Origin of the sequence: Flavobacterium soyae, assembly GCF_021245985.1 — a bacterium.
GTDB classification, from domain to species: Bacteria; Bacteroidota; Bacteroidia; order Flavobacteriales; family Flavobacteriaceae; genus Flavobacterium; species Flavobacterium soyae.
Map to the genome: position 1 here is coordinate 64,936 of NZ_JAJQXA010000003.1, position 22,896 is coordinate 87,831.

General features: G+C 34.7%; 20 protein-coding genes. 7 read left to right on the forward strand and 13 right to left on the reverse strand.

Annotated features, from left to right (window positions below):
- Positions 1–19 precede the first annotated feature (19 nt).
- Entirely contained in the window at positions 20–3,145 is a 3,126-nt protein-coding gene (locus LUU93_RS04695) for a phage tail-like protein (protein WP_232678824.1), read from the reverse strand.
- A gap of 308 nt (positions 3,146–3,453) precedes the next feature.
- A complete protein-coding gene (locus LUU93_RS04700; protein ID WP_232678826.1) occupies positions 3,454–3,669 on the reverse strand; it encodes a hypothetical protein in 216 nt (71 codons plus the stop codon).
- 84 nt (positions 3,670–3,753) lie between these two features.
- On the opposite strand from LUU93_RS04700, the gene LUU93_RS04705 reads away from it, so the two are divergent.
- Complete coding sequence (locus LUU93_RS04705) at positions 3,754–4,125, forward strand: hypothetical protein (protein ID WP_232678828.1); 372 nt, start codon at positions 3,754–3,756, stop codon at positions 4,123–4,125.
- Positions 4,126–4,491: 366 nt separating this feature from the next.
- Here the strand turns inward: LUU93_RS04705 and LUU93_RS04710 are convergent, their stop codons facing one another.
- From LUU93_RS04710 to LUU93_RS04725, 4 genes are all read right to left on the reverse strand, one after another.
- Entirely contained in the window at positions 4,492–5,133 is a 642-nt protein-coding gene (locus LUU93_RS04710) for an NAD(P)-dependent oxidoreductase (protein WP_232678830.1), read from the reverse strand.
- Between the two features lie 56 nt (positions 5,134–5,189).
- Positions 5,190–5,597: an RrF2 family transcriptional regulator gene (locus tag LUU93_RS04715; RefSeq protein ID WP_232678832.1), complete on the reverse strand. Its 408-nt coding sequence runs from the start codon at positions 5,595–5,597 to the stop codon at positions 5,190–5,192.
- A gap of 554 nt (positions 5,598–6,151) precedes the next feature.
- The gene (locus LUU93_RS04720; RefSeq protein ID WP_232678834.1) at positions 6,152–6,616 is read right to left on the reverse strand and encodes a DoxX family protein; all 465 of its coding nucleotides are present in this window, start codon (positions 6,614–6,616) and stop codon (positions 6,152–6,154) included.
- A gap of 54 nt (positions 6,617–6,670) precedes the next feature.
- Positions 6,671–7,237 (reverse strand): Crp/Fnr family transcriptional regulator, encoded by a 567-nt coding sequence (locus LUU93_RS04725; RefSeq protein WP_232678836.1) that lies wholly within the window; start codon positions 7,235–7,237, stop codon positions 6,671–6,673.
- Between the two features lie 351 nt (positions 7,238–7,588).
- Between LUU93_RS04725 and LUU93_RS04730 the strand changes: the two genes are divergently transcribed.
- Both LUU93_RS04730 and LUU93_RS04735 read left to right on the forward strand, forming a co-directional pair.
- A complete protein-coding gene (locus tag LUU93_RS04730) occupies positions 7,589–8,500 on the forward strand; it encodes an AEC family transporter (protein ID WP_232678838.1) in 912 nt (303 codons plus the stop codon).
- 630 nt (positions 8,501–9,130) lie between these two features.
- The gene (locus LUU93_RS04735) at positions 9,131–9,769 is read left to right on the forward strand and encodes a peroxiredoxin (protein WP_232678840.1); all 639 of its coding nucleotides are present in this window, start codon (positions 9,131–9,133) and stop codon (positions 9,767–9,769) included.
- A 165-nt stretch (positions 9,770–9,934) separates the two neighbouring features.
- On the opposite strand, the gene LUU93_RS04740 is transcribed toward LUU93_RS04735, so the two are convergent.
- From LUU93_RS04740 to LUU93_RS04755, 4 genes are all read right to left on the reverse strand, one after another.
- A complete protein-coding gene (locus tag LUU93_RS04740; RefSeq protein WP_232678842.1) occupies positions 9,935–12,166 on the reverse strand; it encodes a cation:proton antiporter domain-containing protein in 2,232 nt (743 codons plus the stop codon).
- A gap of 53 nt (positions 12,167–12,219) precedes the next feature.
- Positions 12,220–13,011: an arginase family protein gene (locus LUU93_RS04745; RefSeq protein ID WP_232678845.1), complete on the reverse strand. Its 792-nt coding sequence runs from the start codon at positions 13,009–13,011 to the stop codon at positions 12,220–12,222.
- Positions 13,012–13,088: 77 nt separating this feature from the next.
- Complete coding sequence (gene purB / locus LUU93_RS04750) at positions 13,089–14,435, reverse strand: adenylosuccinate lyase (protein ID WP_232678846.1); 1,347 nt, start codon at positions 14,433–14,435, stop codon at positions 13,089–13,091.
- A 189-nt stretch (positions 14,436–14,624) separates the two neighbouring features.
- On the reverse strand, positions 14,625–15,314 hold the full coding sequence (locus tag LUU93_RS04755; protein ID WP_232678848.1) for an SIR2 family NAD-dependent protein deacylase: 690 nt from the start codon (positions 15,312–15,314) through the stop codon (positions 14,625–14,627).
- Between the two features lie 1,037 nt (positions 15,315–16,351).
- Here LUU93_RS04755 and cysC point away from each other — a divergent pair.
- From cysC to LUU93_RS04775, 4 genes are all read left to right on the forward strand, one after another.
- Entirely contained in the window at positions 16,352–16,885 is a 534-nt protein-coding gene (cysC, locus tag LUU93_RS04760; protein ID WP_232678850.1) for an adenylyl-sulfate kinase, read from the forward strand.
- 116 nt (positions 16,886–17,001) lie between these two features.
- Positions 17,002–17,685: an aspartyl/asparaginyl beta-hydroxylase domain-containing protein gene (locus LUU93_RS04765; RefSeq protein ID WP_232678852.1), complete on the forward strand. Its 684-nt coding sequence runs from the start codon at positions 17,002–17,004 to the stop codon at positions 17,683–17,685.
- Between the two features lie 8 nt (positions 17,686–17,693).
- Positions 17,694–18,662, forward strand: a complete 969-nt coding sequence (locus LUU93_RS04770) for a sulfotransferase family protein (RefSeq protein ID WP_232678854.1) — start codon at positions 17,694–17,696, stop codon at positions 18,660–18,662.
- Positions 18,663–18,723: 61 nt separating this feature from the next.
- The gene (locus tag LUU93_RS04775) at positions 18,724–19,386 is read left to right on the forward strand and encodes a TrmH family RNA methyltransferase (protein ID WP_232678855.1); all 663 of its coding nucleotides are present in this window, start codon (positions 18,724–18,726) and stop codon (positions 19,384–19,386) included.
- Between the two features lie 150 nt (positions 19,387–19,536).
- On the opposite strand, the gene LUU93_RS04780 is transcribed toward LUU93_RS04775, so the two are convergent.
- The 3 genes from LUU93_RS04780 to LUU93_RS04790 all read right to left on the reverse strand — a co-directional run bounded on the left by LUU93_RS04780 (position 19,537) and on the right by LUU93_RS04790 (position 22,845).
- Positions 19,537–20,439: a YARHG domain-containing protein gene (locus LUU93_RS04780; protein ID WP_232678857.1), complete on the reverse strand. Its 903-nt coding sequence runs from the start codon at positions 20,437–20,439 to the stop codon at positions 19,537–19,539.
- The gene (locus LUU93_RS04785; RefSeq protein WP_232678859.1) at positions 20,436–21,071 is read right to left on the reverse strand and encodes a DUF2306 domain-containing protein; all 636 of its coding nucleotides are present in this window, start codon (positions 21,069–21,071) and stop codon (positions 20,436–20,438) included. Before LUU93_RS04785 ends, LUU93_RS04780 begins: the two co-directional genes overlap by 4 nt.
- Before the next feature lie 178 nt (positions 21,072–21,249).
- The gene (locus LUU93_RS04790; protein ID WP_232678862.1) at positions 21,250–22,845 is read right to left on the reverse strand and encodes a PepSY-associated TM helix domain-containing protein; all 1,596 of its coding nucleotides are present in this window, start codon (positions 22,843–22,845) and stop codon (positions 21,250–21,252) included.
- Positions 22,846–22,896: the final 51 nt, after the last annotated feature.

Below are 22,896 nucleotides of genomic sequence, written 5' to 3' on the forward strand. Positions count from 1 at the left end.
TTCTAAACTGCAAAAACTATTATTTTTCACTGTCTGGTATTGCTATACAACGGATGCCCATAGTTATATCTTTAGTATAATAAGTTCCTGATATACTATAAGTATAAAATGAAGGACTATAACCAGAAACCATTATATATGGATTATTGGCTGCAGTTCCAGTTGAAGACCAATAACCTAAGGGCTGACGATTATTCCATATACCATCATAAAAAGTCTTTACTGTGATATAAGGCAGCATTAAACTAGGTCCTACTAATATTCCCCCTTGTCCTTCAGCTGATATGCTCCCTGGTGCTATTGTCATAGTATTAAACTGTGTTACTCCATCCCACTCGGCTTTAGTTGGCATACGATAATCTGCAGGACAAGGATCAGCTGCTGTTTTTTTACCATTAACATAACAATCTTTGATGGGTGTATAAGCAGTTCCTTTCAAACGATAATCAGGTTTAAAAGGATTTAAAGTCGTATCAGTAACCCCTAGATTATAACACATAAACGCTCTCCATTCTGTAGCACTTACCATTGCACCACAGCACATGCAGTCTTTTATTTGGGCTGTTAGTTTTACTGCTTTTTCCCCGGTTCCGTCAGTATAAATTGCATATATATCTACAGACAATGCAGTTGCAGTTGATAAACCTTTAGCTGTACCCTGCGGACCGCTTAAAGTACTTTTATAAGTTAGTGTTACTGTATTTCCGTTAGTCACAAATTTATCAACAATTTTCCCTGCACCCGCTGCACTTTCTACATAATCAAAACGAACACTATTTACTGTACCGCTTGGGGTAAAGGTATAAACTTGTGTGTTTACAGCTGTAGTAGTAAAATCTGCTTTCTGAGATAAACGAGAAGCCAGTGTACCACAAGCAGTACCACCTTCAGTTTCTGCAATATCAAAACAAGTTCTTCCACCTAAAGTGCCGCTTCCTGTTGTGATAGTAGCCGGGTTTTTATTTACGGTAACCATCGTTGTTCCTGAGGTTGCATTTAGATTGCCCGTACAGCCATTTGTTACTTTACAGTAAAAATAATATACCCCTTCAGTTAGATCAGATGCTGTAAATGAAGATGCACTGGTGCCTACAGGAGTACCACCTGTAGTACTGTTGGTTGTGTTTTTATACCATTGATAAGTTGGATTATTAATACTAGTACTCTGCGTTGTTATACTTACCGTAACTATCGATCCTGCTGTTGTGGTCTGCGCAGGAGATATTGCAGTAATTATTGGCGTTGGACACGCACTGTTCATTGTAATTTCCTGCACTAATGGATCTGAGTCTCCGCAGCCATTTTTAGCCGTTACCGTAATTACAACTTTTTGTCCCTCTGTCCCGGTTTTTGGCAGCTGAATTGTTGCATTTGCTCCGGTAGTATTTGGAATTACTACCCCATCCATAGTCCATACATAAGATGTAGGAGCATAGCTGCTGGTTGTACCAAAGGTAGGCACTGCACCAAAAGTAGCAGTTGCTGCAGGAACAGGCGACCATGAAACTACAGGTCGGCTGGAATTTTGAATACTAACTGTTTTTGAAGCCGTTGGACTTGAACAGCCTGTAGCATTTGTAATGGTAGCAGAATATACAGCTCCTGCTCCCTCTGTGGTAACATTAATTGCTGCAGCTGTTTCGCTCATTTTTACATTATCTTTATACCATGTATAGGTATAGCTGCCTGGGTCTTTTGGTATAATTGTTAAAACCGTTTTACCGTCACAAAGGTTTGAATTACCATCAATAACTGATATTGCAGGCGTGCTTCCGGTAATGATATTCGCGTCTAATACTCTTTGTTCTGCAGGGCATTTAGCACCGCTGTTATCAGAAGCAACCATACGCAATGATATGGTACTTTGAGAACTTGGTACTATATATGGATTCGATGTTATAATATCATTACCATTGTACCAGGTATAAGTAATACCGGTTTGTTTATTGGCAATGCTCAAATCCAAAGAACCACCGGAACAGAAAGTTGTAAAGGTTTTTAATGGTTGCCCGTTTACCAGTACATCAGCATCAGCAATCGTTATCTGTCCGCTTGCCTGACTTTTTGTTATTTGAATACTGTTAGATTGTTTCGAATAGCAGCTGCCGTCTTTTACAACTGCAAACCATTCGCCAACACTGCTGTCTCCACTAATAACAGCGGTTGTACCGCTTTTTTCTTCAACCCCATTGTGAAACCATGCTATACTTCCGGCACTGATAGTTCCTGATGCTGAAAGCGTAACAGAATTTGTGCCACACAGCACACCATTGTTCGTAGCCAATATTGATATATTAGCAGGTGCCGTAGTGGCAGATTCTGAAATAGTTTTTTCGTTTACAGCATTGGTATTACAGCCTACAGCCCCCATAGAAATATTGTATTTTCCTGCTTGGGTTGCTACATAATAATTAACGCCTCGGGCAACTGCAGCACCATTACGGGTCCAGATTAATTTATCAAGGTTGGCTGTATTTACCGGAACTGATAAATATACAGAACCTCCTGTACATAAAGCTGTTCCTGATGCTGTTATTGCCGGTACGGTATAAGACATAGAACTGCAGTCTACCCCTTTTTGAGAAAATAAAAACTCTTTGTACATACTAGTACAAGTACTAGTAACACGTACTAATACAGTGTGGATATTTACCGTTTCATTTGTAAAAAAGTTAATTTTAAATTTTCCGTTAACATTATCTACCTCGCTTAAGGAAGCATACTCTGAACCGGCCATAATACTAATGTTAAATGGCCCGTTAGGACAATCAGGATCTGTAACGCTAAATTGTGAATCACATCCGCTGCCATCAGCAGCTATATTTACACATGGCTGCGGGCTGATGGTTGTCTGTGATGTTCCTTCGCATAAACTTACCCAGCGTGTTTTGTTCCAATACTCCACACAATCGGTAGTTTTATTGTAAATGGTAAGACCGTTACCTTTATCATTATTTTTTACTGCAAATGCATCACGCTCCGCAGTTGTCATTTGGGGCAGTCTAAGTCCGCCTTTGTTAAGCAGTTCGAGCACTGAGAAAGCCTCGGGTTTTTTTTTGCCCCCAATGGTCATCTGGGCCTGCGTGTTAACCGAAAATAATATGGCCAGAAGCATAAGCCACATACAAAATAGATTTTTCTTCATTTTTTAAATTATTTAATTACTTAAAAGGACAGGCGCTTCCAACTGTTATTCCTGGAATGACAGCATAAAAGACATGCCGGATCGATATCCTTTTGGGATATACGTTTATATTTTGTGGTATTTGCTGGTATTGTGGAGTAAAAATAGGCGCTATTGAATTCTATATCAATAGGCTTAAAATCATGAAGTTTTTGTCGCTTACTTTAAGTAAGGCATCTTTAATTTAATCTGTTTATAAAACTTGGGACTTAAAAACAGAAAAAAGGGAGGATAATAATCTTTTTGGTTTTTGTATATTATTAACTCGGTTACTTTAGTGTTTTTTGAATAAGATTTATGACTAAATCTTTATTTGCTTTTTCCATTGTTTCATAATCTTTTTTAATGCAGTCCGGTGTGATTCCTTTTACAGATCCATTGATACTTTGACGTATATAATATTTAGATACACCGTATTTTACAAACAGTGCTTCTAGTATATTAGAATCATAGGAATTATAGATTTTTGTTTTACTTTTACCCATCGTTAAGTTTGTATCAAATTTAGAAACAAATATATACGATAATTTTCAATAAACAAAATTTATCTAAGGGTAATTTCTTACAATATGAGCGTAGTTTTGGAAAACATAAGGCATTTAATTGTAAATGAAGGGATTAGTGTGTCTAAGTTAGAGCAGATAATAGGAGCCAGTCAAGGTGTTTTATCTCGTGCTATGAGCAATAATAGTGATATTCAATTGAAATGGATTTTAAAGCTTGTTGAAAATTATCCTGAATATAGCTGTGAATGGCTTTTAAAAAATGAAGGTCCAATGATTAGGGTAGTGGATAATGAAAATTTTCAAATCTCTTTTGGGGCCGATGAAGATGAAAAAGGATATAAAAAGCTAGCCGAGGCACAACAAGAAACAATTGAAAGCCTGAAAAAAGTAATTTCTTTGTTAGAAAAGCAGGTTTTATACTACGAAAAAAAATAAATTATCGATATCAATGAAGCTTTTTGCAATAACTTTTGCATAGATCCCTTGTTAAAGTTTAAAACTTTGACAAAAATCTTCTAACCTCTCAGTTTTAACGCAAGAGACCCTACAGGTTTTAAAACCTGTAGGGTCTGAATGGTATTGTGGAGTTACTTTGCGCCCTTCGACTTCGCGGGTGACAAAGATTGTGCAGCCACCCCCGTTTGTCTTAACGCAAAGAGACCCGACAGGTTTTTAAAACCTGTCGGGTCTGACTAGTATTGCGGATTTAGTTTACGTATCCTTCGATTTCGCTCAGGATGACATGGAGAACTCATTAAAAAGTAATTAGTGAAAATTTGTGTAATTCGTGGCGAAAAAAAATTAATAAGCCGCAGTAAATCTAACTTGGTGGTGTTTTGGAGTTTCTGCTTCATCAGCAATAGCAACTGCTAAATCCTCTACAGATAAAATACTTCTTTGTTCGTCATTAAATACAGGATTTTCTAAACCTAAACGGTATTTTCCTGTTCTTCCTGTTGTAATTCCCTGATGCATTTCGAGAGCAGGACTAAAAAACGCCCAATCTAATTCTTTTTCCTCTTTAATTACATTTAGATAATCTCTTGCAGCAGAAGCTGCCGTATAATATTCCTTCGGAAACTCTGGAGTATCAACTGCCTGCACGCCTGGTGCTACATATAAACTTCCGGCACCTCCAATAGTGATAAAACGTTTTACACCTGATTTTTTTGCAGCTTCCTGAATCGATTTTGATCCGTTTTCGAAATCAGAAGTGTAGTTTGAATTTGTCCAGCCCGGGTTATAAGCGTTAATGATAATATCATGTCCTTTTAAAATTGCTGCTAAAGCATCAACATTAAAAATATCTGCGGCAGCCCAAGCTGCGTTGGAAGTATCTTTTGGAGTTCTTGCAATTGCTGTAATTTCATGTTTTCTATTTGCCAATTCGTTTAAAATTGCTGAGCCTACAAATCCTGTTGCTCCAATAATTGCGATTTTCATAATATATAAATTTATTTAGTAATAAAAAATGTTACAGTTTTGTGTAAAAAAATAGTTTAAAACTGGTTCGAAAAATCTTCTAAAGAGATTCCCTGCAGTTGTGTACTCACTTTTTGATTCATGTCGGCATATAAAGCATCCAGGTTCTCATTGATCTTTTTCCCCACAGGACAATCGGGATTGGGCTGGTTTTTAGCATAACCCAGATTAATGGTTTCAAAAGTCATTTCAAAAATTTCTTTCAAAGTCAGCTTCGATGAATCTACAGCCAGTTTTGTACCGCCGTTTTTTCCTTCTTTACTTTCTACAATATGATGCGCTTTTAGGTTTGCAATTTCTTTTCGAACCAAAACGGGATTCAAATTAATGCTTCCTGCAATATATTCTGATGATAAATAATCATTTGGGAATTTATTGAGGAGTGTAAGAATGTGAATCGTTATGGCAAATTTACCTGAAAGCATACTGTAATAAAATATGTTACAAATGTAATAAGTTTTATTATACGAAAACCAATTTTAACTAAAAATTAATTCCGTTTGTTTCTCTTGGGCATAAAAATTTTGTTCAACACATAGTCCCGAAGCTCAATGTCATTAAGTTAAGGGGAAAATCTATGATGCAATGGTGAATAAATCTCTCACAAAGATGCAATCCCGAAGCTTCGGGAGCAAAGGTTTTGTCATTTCGACCGAAGGGAGAAATCACACAAGAAACTCCGCATGCATAATCGCCAATCTTTGTCGAGTCTCGAGTGTGATTTCTCCCTTCGGTCGAAATGACAATATTGTGTTTAGGTTTTGCGAGATTAATTTTATTTTAAAAGATGATCAAAAGAAACTCGTTTCTTCCACATTGCTATGTTTGTTAATGAAAGTGAAATGCCTTTTAACAGTAGCAGAATTTATGTTTCTATATGTTGGAATTAATTACGCCCAGCAAGGTTAAACTATATTAAAAACAAAGCGGAAGATTATGCATATCATCTGTTTAAGTGATGTGCATTGCTCCTGATTAACTATACCGTTTTTGATTGATTTTTGATTGAAAAAAAATATACCCAGACTATAAAAAGCAGCTGTAATGGTATTCTAAACCATAGATAAGACATTCCTTCGCCGCTATAGTCAGCACTTTTTAAATTTATATTGTGGTATGCCGCATAAATATTTGCGGGAAGCAGTACTATAAAAAATAGTATAAGAAGCCTGCCTGTGAGCAGTCTCGTTTTTGAAATCAATAGTCCGGCTGCTGCTATGAGCTCTATTATTCCTGTAACATACACAATTGCAATTGACCAAGGTAAAAAAGATACCATCATGGTCATGCCTTTGGTAAATAAAAAATGACCTGTGGCAGTTAATACAAGCATGGCCGCCATAGCTATTCTGCCTGCTTGTGAAATTGCTGTTTTTTTGGTTTTAAGTCTTATAATAAGCAGGGTAATTATAAAAGTTCCAAATAATACAATTAGGGTTTCCATGTCTTTTTTTATGCAAAGCTGCGGAATAAAGAAACCCGAAACAATGAACCTGGGTTAACAAATTCGTTTTCTTATCCTGCTCAATGCCTGTGGTGTAATACCAATATAGGATGCCAGATATTTTTGAGGAATTTTTTGAATCAGCTGCGGCTGTTCTGTAAACAGGTTACGATACCGCTGTTCTGCAGAATCGTTAAGGAGTGAAAGTTCTCTCTTTGATTTTTGAAGAAATAATCCTTCGCTTGCAAGACGCCCAATGGTATTGCCAATTTTTGTTTCGGCATAAATATCCTGCAGGTCATTATAAGATATACACCAAAGCACAGTGTCGGCAAGGGCTTCGATGGTGTAGTTTGCGGGCTGTCTTGTAATAAATGAATCATAACCGCTTGTAAATTCGCCATCAAATACAAAAGCAAAAGTGAGATCATTATCTTCACGGGGAATATAATATCTTACAAACCCTTTTTCTATAAAGGAGAGGTAATTTTCGACATGGCCTGTTTCGAGTATAGGTTTTTTCTTTGAAAATTCCCGACGTATGAGCTTTGACGAAAAAATATTCCAATCATCATCTGAAAGTTTTGCCATTCGCTCGAAATTGTCTCTTATTTGCTGCATTGATTTTTAAAATTTCAGATTAAAAATAAACCCGGTTGGACAATGTGATTAAATTAAGCTTTTAGAGAATAAAATTAATTTCTCAAAGCCTTAACGCAATATTGTCATTTCGACCGAAGGGAGAAATCTTCGCAAGTAACTCCGCATGCATAATCGCCAATCTTTGTCGAGTCTCGAGTGTGATTTCTCCCTTCGGTCGAAATGACAAAACCTTTGCTCCCGAAGCTTCGGGACTATGTGTTAATATTAATTACACTCAATGAGTTAAAAATAACAAAAATCTTAGAGAAGGTGTGTAATTTGTTTTATACATCAATTTATAAATACCTATTTTTGTGTTTAAGCCTTGATATGAACAATTTTATTATAATATTCTTCTTTTTGTTTTTAGGATTGCTTTTGCAAAATGTAAAGCGGTTTCCAGTTCATATCTATAAAACAATCAATAAAATTGTCATTTATGTCTGCCTTCCGGCCATCACCTTATATCATATTCCGAAAATAAAATGGAGCAGCGAATTGTTGTTTCCAATAGGGGCGGGCTGGATTAGTTTTTTCCTGGCTTTTGTATTTTTTCATTTTTTAGGGCGGCGATTGGGCTGGTCTAATAAACTGATTGGCTGTTTGGTTTTAACAGCAGGATTAAGTAATTCGTCGTTTCTTGGTTATCCAATTGTTGAGGCTTTATTTGGAAAGAAAGGTTTAGAAACAGCTGTACTGGTAGATCAGCCGGGAACTTTTGTTGTGGTTTCGACCCTGGGTGTTTTTGTGGCGGCTTTTTACTCAAAAGGGAGCCCGGATTTTAAAAGCATTTCAAAAAAGATAATTCTCTTTCCGCCATTTATTACATTTATTGTCTCCTGCCTGCTAAATGTTTTTGAGTACGATTTAGATTCGGATATTCAGTCACTTTTATTAAAACTGGGAAGTCTGGTTACACCTTTGGCTTTATTTTCGGTTGGATTACAGCTGACTTTTAATAGAAAAAGCAAGCATTGGAAATTTTTGCAGCTCGGACTTTTATTCCGTCTTATTGTAACGCCGTTTATCATTTTTATTCTCTATGTGTTTATTTTTAACCAGCATTCTGAGGCTATAAAAATTACGATTATAGAAATTGCAATGGCTCCAATGATTACAGGTGCAATTTTGGCTTCGACTTATGGTTTAAAGCCAAAATTAAGCAGTATGATGATTGGTTTTGGAATTCCCATTTCGTTTGTAACCCTTGCTATTTGGTACTTTGTTGTGAGTTTTATTTAATTTATTATAAACCCGTTGGACAATGTCATTAAGTTAAGAGAAGTGCTTTTAATACTATATCGCATAAATTTTTCGCAGAATCATAATCCTGAGGCTTCGGGAACGAAGTTTTTTTGAATTGGCTGCAGCTTTAGCTGGAGTTTATATAAAATCAATCTGATGGCTTTAGCCAAAAATGACAGATTTGGCTAAAGCCTTATTGTTGTTCATATTAAATACCTCCAGCTGAAGCAGGAGGGCTATTCAATAAATTTAATACTCAAAAAAGTGATGTTTTTACACAATTTTTTTGAGTCATAATTATCTTAAAAATGCTTAATTTAATGGCATTTCTCGTTGGATGTAATTATTTTTTACACATAGAAACATAGATTTTATGCTTAAAAAGGGACTAAAAAAAAACATTTCTTTCACATAGCTTACTCTGTGTATTTTAAATAAGTGAAAGGTCTTTTAAGATTACAAAACAACCATGTTTCTATGTGTTAAATAAATCTTTATGAATTAATATTCAATGAGTTTAGAATACTAATTAGATAGAGAAGATAGAATTTTAACTTTTTTTTAATTTTTACGTGTTTTCTAAATGTATTTTTTAAGTAATTTTAGAGGAACTAAAAAAAATAAATTATGTCAACATTAAGATTAGGCGATACAGCTCCGGATTTTCATGCAGAAACTACACATGGACCAATCAATTTTCATGAATGGTTAGGAGATTCATGGGGCGTTTTATTTTCGCATCCGGCAGATTTTACTCCTGTTTGTACTACTGAACTGGGAACTGTGGCGAATTATATTCCGGAATTTGCCAAAAGAAATACGAAGGTGATTGCTTTGAGTGTAGACGGTTTACAGTCGCACCTGGAGTGGATTAAAGACATTAACGAAACTCAAAATACGACAGTTAATTTCCCAATAATTGCCGATGAGGATAAAAAAATAGCAACTTTATATGATATGCTTCATCCTAATGCAAGCGATAAATTTACCGTGCGTTCTGTTTTTGTAATTGGTGCCGATAAAAAAATCAAACTTACATTGACTTATCCTGCTTCTACAGGAAGGAATTTTGACGAATTGCTTCGTGTAATTGACAGTTTACAATTAACTGCAAATTACAGTGTTGCCACTCCGGCAAACTGGAAGGATGGAGAAGATGTAGTAATTGTGCCGGCGATCCCGGATAGTGATATTCCGGCGAAATTCCCAAAAGGATATACACCGATAAGACCTTATCTGCGTATTACACCGCAGCCGAATAAATAAGATGCTAAGATTTTTTTTAGGTACTAAGATACTAAGGTGCTGAGTTTCTAAGTTTTTATTAAGAGGTTAAACTCTTAGCGGCTTAGAAACTCAGCACTTTTATTTTTTATGTTGAAAGTTTCTAAGATATACTCTCAAAGCTAAAAACCTCAGAATCTCAGCAACTTAACCCCTTAGAAGTTCAGCCATCTTTTTCTTGTCTCCTACAACCCAGATAATATCATTTGGCTGTAAAATTAAGCTGGATTCCGGGTTTAGGATCCGATTTCCGTTTCTTTCAATCCCTACGATCAGTCCGCCGGTTTTTCCTCTGAACTGACTAATGCTTTTTTGTGTAAATTCTTCCTGTGAAACTTCAAGCTGACGCAGTACAATTTCTGATTCTTCTACTGTTTTGGCTTCAATTTCATTATGAGTCAGGTATTTAGTGAATTCGGTAATTTGAGCATCAGTACCAATCACAGAAATTTCGTCTCCTGGAAATAAACGCTCATTTTTTGACGGAATTGGTATTGTGACTTCACCACGCCTGATATAAGCAATATTGATTCCGAGGAGTTCCCGAATCTTCAATTCTTCCAGTGTTTTTCCGGCAAGGTTAGATTCTTTTCCAATATCAAAAATAGACATGTGACCATCCCACGGCATTAAATTGGCATATCGTCTGTCGATTTTTTTGTTTTCGCGATCGTTTAGGTTTTTTAAAAAGTGATTTTCGATTTTATGGTATTGCTCGTTCAGTTTTTTTGGGAAAAGCTGATATACTCCAATTGCAATAATCAAAGCAACAAAAGCCACTAAAGGAGAGAAGAAAATATTCAATAAAAAACCAACTAAAAATAATCCGAGGCTCATTCTGATTAAAATAAGCATTAAAAGTGCACCACGGTATTTGCGTTCTTCCCATAGTGTTTCGACTTCGTCAACTTTTACCCGGCGCAGCGACAGCGCCCATAAAAGAGGAGCAATAATAACCATAGTAATAAGGGCTGCCAATGTGTTGCCAAATCTTGTGTCTTCGACCAAAGGAGCAACAAATTTAGCCGATAATAAAATAATGGCTGTAATAATAATAGTGTGTAATATGATTTGAATAAGATAGGCGTGCAGGACTTTTTGCCAAATACTGACAGATTTTATCGCTTGTGCATTTACACTATATCGGTTGATGTTTTTGACCCATTTTTTAGGAAGTTTTTGTTCCAGGAAATGAGAAAACGGCTCTGCATATTTCACCATAAACGGTGTCGTAAAAGTTGTTACAGCCGAGACTGCCACAACAACAGGATATAAAAAAGAACTGGTAACATTCAGGGTCATTCCGAGTGTTGCAATAATAAACGAAAACTCTCCAATTTGCGACAAACTCATTCCCGTCTGCACGGATTGTTTTAAAGGCTGCCCCGCTAATAGTGCACCAATAGTAGAACTTACAGATTGACCAATAATTGTTACGAAAGTTAAAACCGCTACCGGCAATGCATGTGTGTATAACATTTTGGGATCAATAAGCATCCCGACTGATACGAAGAAAATTGCGCCAAATAAATCTTTTACAGGTTTTACTAAATGTTCAATATGTTCAGCCTGTGTAGTTTCGGCAATAATAGACCCCATGATAAAAGCTCCTAAAGCCGGAGAAAAACCAACATTAGAAGCAAAGCTTACCATTGTTAAACAAAGCGCAAGGGAAATAATAAGCAGCATTTCGTCAGTCAATAAATGTTTGGCTTTTTTAAGAAGTGTTGGAATAAAAAAGATTCCGCCAATAAACCATGCTGTGAGGAAGAATATTAGTTTTAGGACCGACATCATCAATTCGCTTCCTGAAAACTGCTGACTTACCGCAATAGTTGAAAGTAAAACCATCATTAAAATAGCTACAAGGTCCTGAACGATTAATGACCCAATTACGATTCCGGCAAATTTTTGTGCTTTTACACCAAGCTCGTCAAAGGTTTTTAGAATGATTGTGGTAGAAGAAATCGATAAAATTACGCCCAGAAAGATACTGTCCATTTGTCCCCAATTCATCCATCGCCCTACCAGATAACCCAATACAACCATCGTGATAATCTGGGTAATTGCTGTTATAGAGGCAGTCCCGCCCACTTTCATCAGTTTCTTAAAACTAAATTCGAGGCCCAGACTGAACAATAAAATAATCACGCCAATTTCTGCCCAGACTTCAACACTTTTCATCTCGGTAATAGTTGGGAAAAAATCAAAATGATTTCCGGCCAAAAATCCCGCAATTAAATACCCTAAAACCAAAGGCTGTTTAATTAATTTAAATAATAAAACGGCAATTCCGGCAGTCATCAGGATTAATCCCAGATCGCTAATTAAAGGTTGTAAATGGTGCGTAGTTTCTACAGCGGCATTCAAGGCAATCATAAATTGGTATTTTAGGAGGTAATAATTCTATTTGTAATTTTGATTTTTATACTCTAAATTATTATTTGTTCAAGAATTTTTCTGATGGGTTCAAGCTGTTCTAATTTTGCAGCTTTAGATTCGGTAATACATATCCCGACTACATTTGATTTTTGTTTGATTTCTGTGATTAGATCATTAACTTCATTTATTTTAAATCCATTACTTGTTGGAAACATTGTATATTTAAACTCTGATTCGTCTAAAACATCTAAATCAAGGTGAATATATACGTTGTTAAAAGACTTGATTGTATTTTCTAAATCTGAATAATCACATCTTAAAACAGATTTGATATTATTTGAGGCTATATACTCTATTTCTGGATTGTCTAAATCTCTTAACCCGACAAAGCCTATTTGTTGTGGTTTAATGGTCGAGAAAAGAAGTTTTTTTATATTTTCATTTCCCTCACCAAGAAGTGTTCTCAAAGGCATTCCATGAAATGTTTTACTTGGGGAACTTTCCGGGGTATTCAAATCAGCATGTGCATCAATCCAAATTACACATAAATCATTGTTGTAAATTTTGTTTAAATAAGAAATAGGAATAATTTCAATTCCGCAATCTCCTCCAATAGTTGCAATTTTTTTTAATTTACGTTCTGCAATTTCATTTTTGAAGAATTCAGTTTGTTTTAAAATAGAATTATAAGCTATAATATTATGATGTGTTTCTAAATCTTTTTCATAAAGAGAAATTTCTTTGAATTTATAATCTTTAAAAAATAACTTTAAGGTTTCCGCTCCGGCTTTTAATTCATTCGTTATTCCGGAACCTTGCCATTGAGGGTTTATAAAGAGCATAACATTTAAAAATTTTGTAAATAAAAAAGCTATCCCGATAAAGATAGCTTTTTTTGACAAAATATTTTAGGTTTTCTTTAAATTCCTGTGTAATTGCTGGGAGTTATCTGCATTAATTCTGCCCGAACAGCATCAGAAACTTCTAAAGAAGCAATAAAATTATGAATCGCATTTTTATCAATAGCTTCATTAGTTCTTGTTAAACCTTTTAATGCTTCATACGGATTTGGATAGGCTTCGCGGCGTAAAATGGTTTGAATTGCCTCAGCCACAACTGCCCAGTTTTTCTCTAAATCTTCGGCAAATTTGCTTTCGTTCAACAATAATTTGTTCAAACCTTTAAGAGTAGCTTCAAAAGCAATAATTGTATGTCCAACAGGAACACCAATATTTCTTAAAACGGTACTGTCTGTTAAATCACGCTGTAATCTTGAGATTGGAAGTTTTGCCGCTAAATGCTCAAAAACAGCATTGGCGATTCCTAAGTTTCCTTCAGAATTTTCAAAATCAATTGGGTTTACTTTATGCGGCATTGCCGATGAACCAATTTCACCCGCTTTGATTTTTTGTTTAAAATAATCCATTGAAACATACGTCCAGATATCACGATCTAAATCGATAATGATATTGTTGATTCTTTTTAAACCATCAAAAAATGCAGCAAAATGATCGTAATGCTCAATTTGGGTTGTAGGGAAAGAATGGTGTAAACCTAAACCTGTTTCAACAAATTTAGTTCCAAATTGTTTCCAGTCAATCTGCGGATACGCTGCATGGTGTGCATTGTAATTTCCTGTTGCCCCGCCAAATTTAGCCGCAAACGGAATATTGAACAATAAACGCATCTGCTCTTCAAGACGCTCTACAAAAACAAGGATTTCTTTTCCTAAACGAGTAGGAGAAGCCGGCTGTCCGTGCGTGCGAGCCAGCATTGGAATAGCGGCCCATTCAACACTTAATTCTTTTAATTTAGAAATTAAAGCAATTAAAGAGGGCATATATACCTGCTCAAAAGCTTCTTTTGTAGAAAGCGGAATCGCAGTATTGTTAATATCCTGAGATGTTAATCCGAAGTGAATGAACTCTTTGTATTGAGATAAACCTAATTTTTCAAAAGCATCTTTAATAAAATATTCAACGGCTTTTACGTCGTGGTTGGTTACTTTTTCTGTTTCTTTAATCCAAAGCGCATCTTCAGTAGAGAAATTTTTGTAGATATTTCTTAAGCTGTCAAATAAACCTGAATTTACGCCGGAAAGCTGAGGTAAAGGAATTTCGCATAAAGCGATGAAATATTCAATTTCAACCAGTACACGGTATTTTATTAAAGCTTCTTCAGAAAAGAAAGGTGCTAAATTTTGAGTTTTATTTCTATATCTTCCGTCAATTGGCGATATAGCATTCAATTCGTTTAGAGTAGTCATTGTTATGTTGTTTTTCGAAAGGTGCAAATATAAACAGAATTTGCGGATTTAAAGTAATCACAAAGTCAATTGAAGGTATTTTAAAAGGGCAAAACACGAATTTCACGAATTGTCACTAATTTTTTAATTTACGGATAGTAAATAAATTTAAAAAAATAATCTTCGTGCCAATTCGTGAAATTTGTGTTTTTAAATCGATTTTAATTTTTCTCTTAAATCTGCAACTCCTTCAGTTGCCGTTTTGGCAATCACTTCAACTTTGTTTCGAATATTGGGAATTGAAATGGGTTTTGGGTCAATATAAAAAACCGGTGTGGTACCCGGGGCATAAGAAATTAAACCTGCCGCAGGATACACCTGCAATGAAGTTCCTATTACTGCAAAATAATCTGCTGTTTCGGTTATATCAATTGCTTCTTCCAATGCAGGAACTTCTTCGCCAAACCACACAATATGCGGTCGCAGCTGGTGTCCGTTTTCATCTAAATCTCCGGTAAGTAAATCGTCTGACCAGTCTAGAATTAAGTCACGATTTCTGGTGCTTCTCACTTTTAATAATTCTCCATGTAAATGCAAAACTTTTGTGCTCCCGGCACGTTCGTGTAAATCGTCGACATTTTGAGTGATAATATAAACGTCGAAGTCTTTTTCTAATTCGGCTAAAATTTGATGTCCTAAATTTGGCTGTACTTCTTTTAACTGCTGACGTCTTTTGTTGTAAAAATCCAGAACTAAATTCTGGTTTTTATGCCAGCCTTCGGGAGTTGCAACTTCCATTACATTGTGACCTTCCCATAAACCATCGCTGTCACGAAATGTTTTAATACCACTTTCGGCACTAATTCCGGCGCCGGTTAAAACAACAAGTTTCTTTTTCATTTTAAATTTATTAAAAGATAAAAATAGTGATTTATGCGAATTAAGAGTTGTGCTGTAGGTACTAAATATAGGTAGAAAACAAGAATTGTAATAAAATTTAGCGTGCCGCAGGTACGCAATAGCTGTCATTTTGTAGCGTACCTACGGCACGCCACCGAATATCGAATTTTATGTCTACCGATATTATGTGCCTAACGGCACGTTTTTGTTTAGTTGAAAAATAGAGATTTATGCTAATCAAGAGTTAAAAGTATATACTTTGCGCCTTTAGATACTAAATATCGGTAGAAAAAATAGTTTAAATTGATTTATCGTGCTGTAGGTACGTAATAGATATTGTTATGTTGCGTACCTACGGCACGCCAACGGATACCAAACGTTATGGCTGCCGATGTTATGAGGCTGTCTCAAAAGTAAAATCAAGCTGTTGAGAATTGCGTAAATGGAAAATTTCTCCGATAGGTATCCGAATAAAAAAGAGGTTGTCTCGACTTTTGAGACAGCCTCGTTTTTTTTAATTGAAAATAGTGATTTTCAAGAATTAAGTTGAAATTTTACTTTGTGCCGTTAGGCACATAATATCGGTAGAAAAAATAGTTTAAATTGATTTATCGTGCCGTAGGTACGCAATAGATATCGTTATGTTGTGTACCTACGGTACGCCAACGAATACCAAACGTTATGGCTGCCGATATTATGTGCCTATCGGCACGTTTGTTTTTAATTGAAAATAGTGATTTTCAAGAATTAAGTTGAAATTTTACTTTGTGCCGTTAGGCACATAATATCGGTAGAAAAAATAGTTTAAATTGATTTATCGTGCCGTAGGTACGCAATAGATATCGTTATGTAGTGTACCTATGGCACGCCACCGTATACCGAATTCTAAATATCTACCGATATTATATGTCTAATGGCACATTTTAATTTTCTATTTTTAATATTTTTGAGAGACAATAAAACCGTAATTATACTTATTGTTTTGACTTTGCAGATTATTTAGTTTTAATACCTCATAAAAAACAAAGAAATTCTAAATGATTTTAATTCAGTTTACAGGATTATCAGGTTCGGGAAAAACGACATTGGCTCAAAATGTTCAGCATTTATTAATCGAAAACGGTTATAAGGCTGAAATTGTTGACGGCGATGTGTACCGAAAAACAATTTGTAAAGATCTAGGATTTTCTAAAGAAGACCGCTGCGAGAATGTGAGGCGTCTTTTTAATGTAGCACGAAATTTTGTTGCAGAAGATACGATTACTTTAATGTCTGTAATAAATCCGTATGAAAGCCTGCGAAATGAATTAAGAACACACGAATTTGTACGAACTGTTTTTTTAGACTGCTCGATAAATAATTTGATTAAAAGAGATCCGAAAGGTTTGTATAAAAAAGCATTACTGCCGGAAGATGACCTTAATAGAATTAAAAATTTTACGGGAATAAGTGATGTTTTTGAAACTCCCGCAAAGGCAGATTTAGTTTTAAAAACCGATTTAGAAACGGTTTCTTTTTCAACAAATAAGCTTTACGACTTTATTATTGATAATTTAAAGGAGGAAGTTTGATTAAAAAAACAAATTCCTGAATTTGTAAAATTTTGCTTATTTATTTGATGATTGGGTTTGTGTATTTTATATATTTACAAGACTAAAACAAATCTCAAATTTAATCTTTTAAGCTCATGAATCCTTCGTCAAGCAAACTCCCTATTACCTTTTCGATTGAAAAACTACAGCAAGAACTTACAATTTGCGAAAATGATTTATGGACACCGCATTTTAATACAAATCGGTATGAAGGTAACTGGACAAGTGTTTCTTTACGATCGCAATCGGGTTTGGTAAATGATATTACCTCTTTTTCAAATAAAGAATATAAAAATACACCGCTGCTGGACCGCTGTCATTATTTTAAAGAAATTATGGACTGGTTTCAATGCGAAAAAGAAGCCGTGCGATTACTTCGGTTAGGGCCTCAAAGCGAAATAAAAGAACATACAGATAATGATACTTCTTATGAAGACGGTTTTTTTAGGATTCATGTACCTATAATAACAAATCAGGAAGTCTTTTTTTATGTAGATAAAAAATTGGTACCTATGAAAATGGGAGAGTGCTGGTATGCTAATTTTCAGCTTCCGCATAGTGTTGAAAATAAAAGCGCCGAACCGCGAATTCATCTCACCCTTGACTGTATACGGAATGACTGGTCTGATAAATTATTTGCAGAAATGGGTTTTGATATTCATGCTTCTTCAAATAAAAATGGATATTCTGATGAGATAAAACAGCAGATTATTGCCGAGCTTTTGCGGAACCCATCAGAAATGACAGCGAAAATTATAGCAGACCTTCAATCAAAATAAAATCAGCAATGGAAAATATACATCACCCTCTTTCTAATTGGATTCCTTATAAGTTAATTGAGAAAAATAATGAAATTTATTTTGAATGGATTTATCTGGGAGACTTAAAATATAGTGATCCTTTTTTTGATGAAACAATTTCAAAATGCAGAAGCCACGCTCATAATTCACATTTATTTAAAGTAGTCAGCACTGTAGAAAATCTTGTAGAATGGTCTGAAGAATTAGCCTCGGTCGATTTAAAATCTTTAGTATTTCATGTATCCAGATGCGGTTCTACAATGCTGAGTCAGTCTTTGGCCGCATCAACTGAAAATATTATGGTTTCTGAAGCGCCAATTGTTGATGAAATTTTACGAAGTAATTTGTTTGGTTTAGATAAAAAGACAGCACTTTTAAAAGCTGTGATTAAATTATTAGGGCAGAAAAGATTTCCGGAACAAAAGAATTTAATTTTAAAACTTGATGCCTGGCATATTTTTGATGCGGGTTATTTAAGATCTGTTTTTCCTGAAATACCTTTTGCACTGCTTTACAGAAACCCAACAGAAGTTTTAAAATCACATCAAAAAAAGATGGGAATGCATATGGTCCCAAATCTGCTGCCTCCGAGTGTTTTTGGAATTACGGCTCAGGAAATTAATCAAATAAGTTTTCAGCAATATGGGGCTTTGGTTTTAGAGAAATATTTTGAAGGTTTTCTGAGTTTTTATGAAACAGATCAGAATGTTACGGCTCTTTATTATAACGACGGAATGAAACAGGTTGTAGAAAAATTTATTTCGTTTATTAATGTGAGTTATGCTTATGCCGAACTTGATAAAATGTTTGAGCGTCTAAATGCCCATTCTAAAAACGAAAATGAAGTTTTTAATGGCGATTTTTTTAAAGAAGAACCATTAGAAATAAATTTTACAACGCTTAATATACTGCACGAAAAATTAAACAACACGTTTCTCGAACATCAGGAACACTGAAAATAGAGTTGAATTTTCTTTCTGTCTATTTATATGTATTTTTGTGCCAAATACAAACAAAATGATTGATTTAGATTACCTGGCATTTCTCGAAAATATATTGACAGACAACCGAAAAGAGAAATTTTTAAAAGTATTAGAAAACCGAACTAAACATTTTACTATTGCAGTCGAAGATGTTTTTCAAATGCATAACACGAGTGCCGTAATACGCAGCTGTGAAGTTTTTGGAATTCAGGAACTTAATATTATCGAACAGCGTTTTGGTAAAAGGATTGATAAAGAAATTGCTTTGGGTGCACAAAAATGGGTAGATATTAACCGTTTTGATACTGTCGAGGGCTGTGTTTCATCTTTAAGAAATAAAGGATACCAAATCATTGCGACAACACCGCATGAAAATGACTGTATGATTCAGGATTTTGATATTTCTAAACCAAGTGCTTTATTCTTTGGAACTGAAAAAGACGGTCTTTCGCCGGAAATTTTAGAAAAAGCAGATGGATTTTTAAAAATCCCAATGGTAGGTTTTACAGAAAGTTTAAATATTTCTGTTTCTGCAGCCATCATCATTCAAAATCTTACTAACAGACTACGAAATTCAGATATTGACTGGCATTTATCTGATGAAGAAATAATGGAAAAACGTTTGGTCTGGGCTAAAAATTCAATTAAAGATATTAAGAGAATTGAAGCACGTTATTATCAGGAAAATCCGAAATAGCGATTTCCTGCAAGGTTTCCAAAATCTTGTAGGTATTTAAGAAAAATTTTTCGCCGCGAATTCACGAATTTTTATACAAATACATTCGTAAATTCGCGACAAAAAAAACTTAGTATCTCAGCAGCTTAGAACCTTAGCACCTAAAAAAAATCACCTTCCAAAAGAATCATAATTATCTTCGGCGTATTTTTCAAAACGTTTTAATAATGCAATATTCTCTTTTTCTACAGAAGTTAATTGATCGTCAACATTAGTCGAAATCGGAATATACCATTCAACATCATCAAAAAACTGACGTACTGTTTTCGTTTTAAAAGAAAATCCGTGTCGGGCAAAAATGGTATTTCTAAGAATTTCTAAATCTATCTTTTTTAAGTTTTTAATATCAGATTCTTTTAATTTCTGTGTAGAAGAATTGATTTTTAAAATGCTTTCAGAAGCCATTCTGTATACATTTTCAAAATAGGTTTCGGCTTTTGTTGTGTCTTTTGTTTCTTCACCTTCATTCTCTTCTTCATAAGTTACTTCCTCTTCTTTTGGATTTTCATAATCAACATACATATTGTTATCCGGCAGCATTACTGTAGGATCGTATTTGAACTGTTTTTTAGTTAGTTCAAATTTTCTTTTGCGGACTTCTTTTTTAGGGTTATTTGCTGTCCATGTTCCTTTTAAAAGGGTATCATTTTGTATTTCGAAAGTAAAAACACCATCGTTTTTATCATCACCCGGTTCTTTCAGCGTAAAAGAAATAGTATTTCCTGTTCTTTTCATTGTACCTGAAAGTGGTCTGTTATTACCAGCAACAACACTTTGTCCCGTAACTTCTGTTTCGGTAATTTTTTTGATAACAATATTGATCTTATTGCTATATCTTTCTTTTTCCGGCTGGGTTGTGTCACGTTCTGCAACAACAAAATCGCCAACCCATGAACCGTATAAATCAGTTCGGATTTCTTCGGGCATTTTGTTATCACTGATTTGTGGTTGTTTTTCTTTAGAATTACACGAAAAAAACAAGGCAGCTAAAAATAAATAAAGGATGTTTTTCATTTTTTTGATTGATGATAAAGATAATATTCGATGATTAATAAATTCGGAATCCAGCCTAACCAGGCTATAATTTGGTATAAATCCATTGGCGCAGGGTGAAACAAATATACAAGAATCACCTTCCAGAAACGTAAGGTAACGGCAGAAAATGTTAAAGCAAAACTTCGAAGCATAAATGCCTTGTGCTGTGCAATCTTTTTGTTTTTAATGAACAGAAAACCTTTTAAAGTAAAGTAAAACCATAAAACGGATAAAGTGATAAAAGATATTTTAGAATAAAATCCGCCATTAGCAAAAAAGCCAATAAATAACCCCGAAGGCGCACTTAAAAACAGAATTACAAAAACATATAGTTTTCCGAGATTTCGATGCAGAACAGGATATTTCTTTAAAAGCGTATTGTTAAACTGAAAAAATCCCGAAAATAAAACAAAAATCGCCGAATAGACATGAATATAAAAAAAGGTAATGTAATAAGGGATTTCAGAAACTTCCGTTTGTTTGATCAGGAGAAAAGCAGCGTCGTTTTTTAACGGAATGTACTGCAAAGTAAGCTTCAGCATTAAAATAAAGAAATAACTAAAACAGATTGCCCAAATTAGTAATAACGAAAACTGAATCTTTTTTCTCAATTCTTTATTGTAAAAGGTTTATTAGTTACCAAATATAAAAAATCCCCAGCCACTTTTGGTAGTTGGGGAGAGTTTTCTGTCACGAATTTCCACGAATTAATTGATTTAAAAATTTGTGGAAATTCGTGTAATTCGCGGCAAAAAAAAACTTAATATCTCAGCAGCTTAGAATCTTTTTTTACTTTTTCAAGAATAAGATAAAACCTAAAATGCTGACAATTAAAATACTCAATGCAGCTAAAACTGTGGCCAGATCACGAATGTTTTTTCCTGCCCAATCCATGAATAAAAATTTATGGAATATGGCAAATGAATAACCTTCAACCTTATCAGCATTTTTAACTACAGCAGCTAATCTCGAAGTTGAAGTTTCGATAAAATAGGTTGTTTTTTCAGGAGTGTCGTATGCTAATTTTACAACAGGCAGACGTTTGTTTACAAAACCATATTCTCTGCTTTCAAAATCAGTTAAAACTTTTGATTCTAATAATTTTATGTTTTCTATTGATTCTTCCGGTTCATCAGAAGTTTCGATCATTTCGCAGCAAGCCGCTTGTGGAGCTCCGCCCGTAAAATAGTAAGCCAGATATTCCGCATAATGAAGATCAACATTTGGTACAACTTTGTTGGTCGCAGCGTTAATGTAAATTACTTCCGATTTTTGATCTTTCTTTTTGCCCCATTTTGAATTAGAATCTACTTTTGAAGTCTTGAATTTACTTTTTTCAAGCAATTGACAACGGAAATAAGTGGTATCGTTTAAAGTAATAATACTTACATTTTGAAAACGGGCCCAGTCTAAATCCAGCGTATTATTAGCTAATGGAATTTCTTTAGTCACAAATGTAGGTTCATAGACCATTTGTGACAGTGTATAAGGAGCCCATTTTGTTGTGGCATGATATCCTCCGCTAAAAGCAAAAGTCAACGTAAAAAACGAAACCCAGATCCCAATTTGACGATGGTATTTTCTAAGCCCTTTTTTAGGCGCTGCATTATCTGTTTTTTTGAATTGTTTCCACAATAAACCGTAAATCAAGATGCCGCTTAAAGCAGAAAGTCCAATAATTGATAATAAGAAAATCATGGTAATGATTCGGATACTATTATTGGTTATGGCATCTATAAAAGACCAGTTATGAAAAGTATCAAAAAACCAGATAAAAGCCTGTCTTGAAGCTGGATTGTAAGTCGCCAGTTTGCTGGAAGAGGTTTCGACATAAACCTGCATGGCATCAGGACGGTCAAAAGTAAGTTTGTAAACAGGTAAATAGCGATTTACATATTTGTATTGCGACGTAAATTCGGTTACCACTTCGCTCTTTTTTACGACACTTTTTTGATCATCGAGAAAATAGCGAGAAAGCCATTCGGCATATTTTTGATCTCCGTCTTCCAGTTTTTTTCCGTTTGAAGCATCATAATACCACAATTGACCAAAAATGGTTTTTACCTGATAATAAGTAATATTATTAAAAGTGACAATTCGGAAATTTTTGAATTGAGTGATTTCGTTTTTTTGTAAAACTTCCTGAATGGATAATTTCAGCTGGCTTTTGTCGATTATTTGCTGTTCTAGTCTTTCGTGCGCAATTTCAGGTTTGAAAAAATGCGCCATAAACGGATGCATCAAGCCAGACAAAGTCCAGAAAATAACAGGAACAATAGTAATTAAGCCAATAACACGATGCCATTTGTACATGTGCTGCTTGATTTTTTTTACGATTTTAGAATCTTTCTTTTTAGAAGATTTTTTCTTGATTTCTTTACTCATAATTGAGTTGTTTTTGTTTTTATTTTTTTTGCCACAGATTACACAGATTAA

Excerpts from the sequence above, each read along its gene's own strand:
- LUU93_RS04695 (WP_232678824.1), bottom strand. The coding sequence starts at position 3,145 with ATGAAGAAAAATCTATTTTGTATGTGGCTTATGCTTCTGGCCATATTA.
- LUU93_RS04770 (WP_232678854.1), top strand. The coding sequence starts at position 17,694 with ATGGAAAATATACATCACCCTCTTTCTAATTGGATTCCTTATAAGTTA.
- LUU93_RS04780 (WP_232678857.1), bottom strand. The coding sequence starts at position 20,439 with ATGAAAAACATCCTTTATTTATTTTTAGCTGCCTTGTTTTTTTCGTGT.
- LUU93_RS04710 (WP_232678830.1), bottom strand. The coding sequence starts at position 5,133 with ATGAAAATCGCAATTATTGGAGCAACAGGATTTGTAGGCTCAGCAATT.
- cysC (WP_232678850.1), top strand. The coding sequence starts at position 16,352 with ATGATTTTAATTCAGTTTACAGGATTATCAGGTTCGGGAAAAACGACA.
- LUU93_RS04705 (WP_232678828.1), top strand. The coding sequence starts at position 3,754 with ATGAGCGTAGTTTTGGAAAACATAAGGCATTTAATTGTAAATGAAGGG.
- LUU93_RS04700 (WP_232678826.1), bottom strand. The coding sequence starts at position 3,669 with ATGGGTAAAAGTAAAACAAAAATCTATAATTCCTATGATTCTAATATA.
- LUU93_RS04740 (WP_232678842.1), bottom strand. The coding sequence starts at position 12,166 with ATGATTGCCTTGAATGCCGCTGTAGAAACTACGCACCATTTACAACCT.
- LUU93_RS04735 (WP_232678840.1), top strand. The coding sequence starts at position 9,131 with ATGTCAACATTAAGATTAGGCGATACAGCTCCGGATTTTCATGCAGAA.
- LUU93_RS04775 (WP_232678855.1), top strand. The coding sequence starts at position 18,724 with ATGATTGATTTAGATTACCTGGCATTTCTCGAAAATATATTGACAGAC.
- LUU93_RS04720 (WP_232678834.1), bottom strand. The coding sequence starts at position 6,616 with ATGGAAACCCTAATTGTATTATTTGGAACTTTTATAATTACCCTGCTT.
- purB (WP_232678846.1), bottom strand. The coding sequence starts at position 14,435 with ATGACTACTCTAAACGAATTGAATGCTATATCGCCAATTGACGGAAGA.
- LUU93_RS04765 (WP_232678852.1), top strand. The coding sequence starts at position 17,002 with ATGAATCCTTCGTCAAGCAAACTCCCTATTACCTTTTCGATTGAAAAA.
- LUU93_RS04715 (WP_232678832.1), bottom strand. The coding sequence starts at position 5,597 with ATGCTTTCAGGTAAATTTGCCATAACGATTCACATTCTTACACTCCTC.
- LUU93_RS04790 (WP_232678862.1), bottom strand. The coding sequence starts at position 22,845 with ATGAGTAAAGAAATCAAGAAAAAATCTTCTAAAAAGAAAGATTCTAAA.
- LUU93_RS04755 (WP_232678848.1), bottom strand. The coding sequence starts at position 15,314 with ATGAAAAAGAAACTTGTTGTTTTAACCGGCGCCGGAATTAGTGCCGAA.
- LUU93_RS04745 (WP_232678845.1), bottom strand. The coding sequence starts at position 13,011 with ATGCTCTTTATAAACCCTCAATGGCAAGGTTCCGGAATAACGAATGAA.
- LUU93_RS04730 (WP_232678838.1), top strand. The coding sequence starts at position 7,589 with ATGAACAATTTTATTATAATATTCTTCTTTTTGTTTTTAGGATTGCTT.
- LUU93_RS04725 (WP_232678836.1), bottom strand. The coding sequence starts at position 7,237 with ATGCAGCAAATAAGAGACAATTTCGAGCGAATGGCAAAACTTTCAGAT.